Origin of the sequence: Okeania sp. SIO2F4 (assembly GCF_010672385.1) — a bacterium.
Lineage (GTDB): Bacteria > Cyanobacteriota > Cyanobacteriia > Cyanobacteriales > Microcoleaceae > Trichodesmium.
Window position 1 is genome coordinate 1 of sequence record NZ_JAAHGT010001017.1, and the last position, 3,384, is coordinate 3,384.

Below are 3,384 nucleotides of genomic sequence, written 5' to 3' on the forward strand. Positions count from 1 at the left end.
ATTTTTTCTCATTTCAAAATTTGTGAGTAGGGTAGATTTTATTTTGCCACTTCTGAAGTTAATAGTCAGACATATTATATGAATTGCAGATAACTGCTTAACTAGCAAAAATTCCCCAAAGTCAAATTGAGACTATCCTCCCACATCCGACTTTTTTCTCCTCTCAAAATTTGTGAGTAGACTATATTTAGAGTAATCTCCCACATCCGACTTTTTCTCCTCTCAAAATTTGTGAGTAGGGTAGATTTTATTTTGCCACTTCTGAAGTGAAGAGTCAGACATATTATATGAATTTTCACTGACTCCTCCACTGCTAAAAATTTCTCAAAGTCAAATTGAGAGTATCCTCCCACATCCGACTTTTTTCTCCTCTCAAAATTTGTGAGTAGAGTAGATTTTCCTTTGTTACTTCTGGAGCTAAGAGTCAGACACATTATATTAATAGTACGTCACAGCTTAACTAGCAAAAATTTAAGAAAATCAAATTGAGATTACCCTCACATCTCCAACTTTTTCTAATGTAAAAAGTGACGCATTCCAGTGAGTATCATTACCAAACCTAATTCATTTGCTGCAGCAATAGAATCTTTATCTCTCAGACTACCACCTGGTTGAATAATTGCAGTTATTCCTGCTGCTGCTGCTGTTTTTACTGAATCATCAAAAGGGAAAAAAGCGTCACTAGCTAATACTCCCCCAACAGCTTTTTCTCCTGCTTGCTCCAAAGCTATTTTTACTGCCCCGACTCGATTCATTTGACCTGCACCAATACCAACAGTAGCGCGATTTTTTGTCACGACAATTGCATTAGACTTAACGTGCTTTACCACCTTCCAAGCAAACATTAATTCTTCCATTTGTTCGGGAGTAGGTTGTTTTTCTGTAACAATTTTCCAATCAGTATAATTATCTGTCGTATCATCAGCATCTTGTACTAAAAAACCACCAGCAATTACTTTTATAGTTTCCGATTCGCCCTGTTTTAAATCTGGCGAAATTAATACTCTTAATTTAGATTTTTTCTGAAAAATTTCTTCTGCTTCCGGTTCGCATCCAGGAGCAACTACACATTCCAAAAATGTCTTAGTCATTGCCGTAGCAGTCGGCGCATCAATAGATTTATTTAAAGCAACAATTCCGCCAAAAGCTGAAACAGAATCTCCGGCAAGAGCTGCTTCATAAGCTCCTAAAAGAGTCTCATTAATTGCAACTCCACAAGGATTTGTATGTTTAAGAATTGCCACAGTCGGAGCATCAGAAAATTCTGTAATAATCCGTCTTGCTGCTTCTAAATCTACTAAATTGTTATAACTTAATTCCTTACCTTGAAGAATTTTACTTGTCGCCCAACCACCAGCATTAATTCCTCTTTGATACCAAGTCGCAGATTGATGAGGGTTTTCTCCATAACGCAGAGTTTTAATTTTTTTGCCTGAGAGGAAAAATATTTCCTTTTCTGATTTTTCTGACTCAGAAATTGTTTCTTGCTCTTGTAAATAAGTAGCGATCGCCTGGTCATAAGTTGCGGTATGTTGAAATCCTGCTAATGCAGATTTTTGACGAAATTCTAAGGATACTTCCCCCCCATTTTTTCTTAACTCTTCCAAATAAGAATCGTATTGAGAAGGGTTGCATAAAACTGTCAGATGAGCAAAATTTTTAGCTGATGCTCTTAACATTGCAGGTCCGCCAATATCAATTTTTTCAATTGCTTCTGCTAGGGTAACTCCCGGTTGAGAAATTGTTTGTTCAAACGGGTATAAATTAACTACAACTAAATCAATAGGTCGAATATTATTAGCATTTAAATCTTCAATATCTTGTTCTAAATCTCTTCTTGCTAAAATACCTCCATGAATGCGAGGATGTAAGGTTTTAACTCTACCTCCTAAAATTTCTGGAAACCCCGTATAGTCAGATACTTTTGTCACATAAATGCCAGCATCTTTGAGAGTTTTAGCAGTACCTCCACTACTAATTATTTCATAGTCAAATTCTGAAACTAAACTTTTTGCTAAATCAATCAGACCTGTTTTATCAGATGTACTGAGTAATGCTAAACGTGTCATTAGTTTTAAATCCTAACTTAGAGAACTAACAGTCTACATTTTAATAATTAAAATTAAGATATTGAAACTCTGCGGATTATTTTAATATTTTCGTTAGATATTAAGCCTTAAGCCTTAAGCCATCAGCTTTCAGCTTTCAGTTCGCTAATAACTACTTAGTATATTAGAGAAGAAATTAATATTAAGAGGTTTCATAGTAAGCATTCAGCTATTAGCTGTCAGCGCTCAGCTTTTTAATGAATGAAGCTAGCAATTGATGGGGTTTTACCCATATTTGAATTCTTTGAAATCTCTCAATATCAATTCTTCCTTTAATAGCTGACTGCTGAATGCTTACGTTTCATATAATTACAAAGTCTGAATTATAATCAACCCTTATAAATTCAGATATACTTTCATATTTACGGAGGAAAACTAATAGTTGTTAGCTCTGCATTTTGTAGGAAATGCTGACATTAGATAAGTACCTTTTCATAAATCAAGTTAATTTTTACTCTTGAGGAATTAACAGTCATAATAGTTGGTAAAAATGTAAAAAATTTCTGCGGAATGCTGCGCCAACAGTAGTCAGCTAGACTCTTACAAAGGAAGTGCTCGATCGGCTTTATTAACTTTAAAGTAGGAAAAAGTAATTGATAAATTTCAAAGAATTAAAAGTACGGGCAAAACTTCATCAGTTAATCTGAGTAGTCTATCAACTAACATCTATTATTTACCAAAAAATGAATTCCAAAGCCTCCCCTTTTAAGGGGATGAAAAAAATATTCGTGCCTTGTATTTCAATCCCGATGCTTTAGTCGGAGGTACTGATAACTGATAACTGAAATGACCTCCACACAATTGTATGGTTTGACAACTCAAACTTGTCGTTGTTGTGCTTCAATTCTATGATTGAAAATGTAGTATGATTTAAACTAATGCTTGCTTCATTTATTCAACAACTAAGAACTGAATGTTTATGTAAAAATTTACGTCCTATCGTAATTTTTCTTTGGATTTTTAGGAAGTTGCTGCAATATCAGGTCTATTTAATACCAATTACCATGCATTAATGCTATACTTCAATAGTCAAATATTTGCCAAGATTTAAAGTCTTTTTTTGACAATTATTAGTCGGTTAGTGTAGATTATTCCTACTTGTACCTCTCCCCCCACCTCCTTTCCTCCCCACACTTCCCCACCCAATCAGGTATAGATTGTTTCATTTCTGAAAGCTCCAAATAAAAAAAATTCAAGCAAAATAGAAATTTAGGATAAAGTCAAAAATTATGATAAGGTAAAAGTAATAGTGGTCACTTGAATTTTAAGTTGATTT

Annotated in this window: 1 protein-coding gene; it reads right to left on the reverse strand. The window is 34.2% G+C overall.

Translation table 11 applies throughout. The features are described from left to right. Nucleotides 1-515 precede the first annotated feature (515 nt). Nucleotides 516-2,069, reverse strand: coding sequence for a bifunctional phosphoribosylaminoimidazolecarboxamide formyltransferase/IMP cyclohydrolase (gene purH, locus F6K22_RS36490; protein WP_293109562.1), 1,554 nt, complete (start codon nt 2,067-2,069; stop codon nt 516-518). Nucleotides 2,070-3,384 lie beyond the last annotated feature (1,315 nt).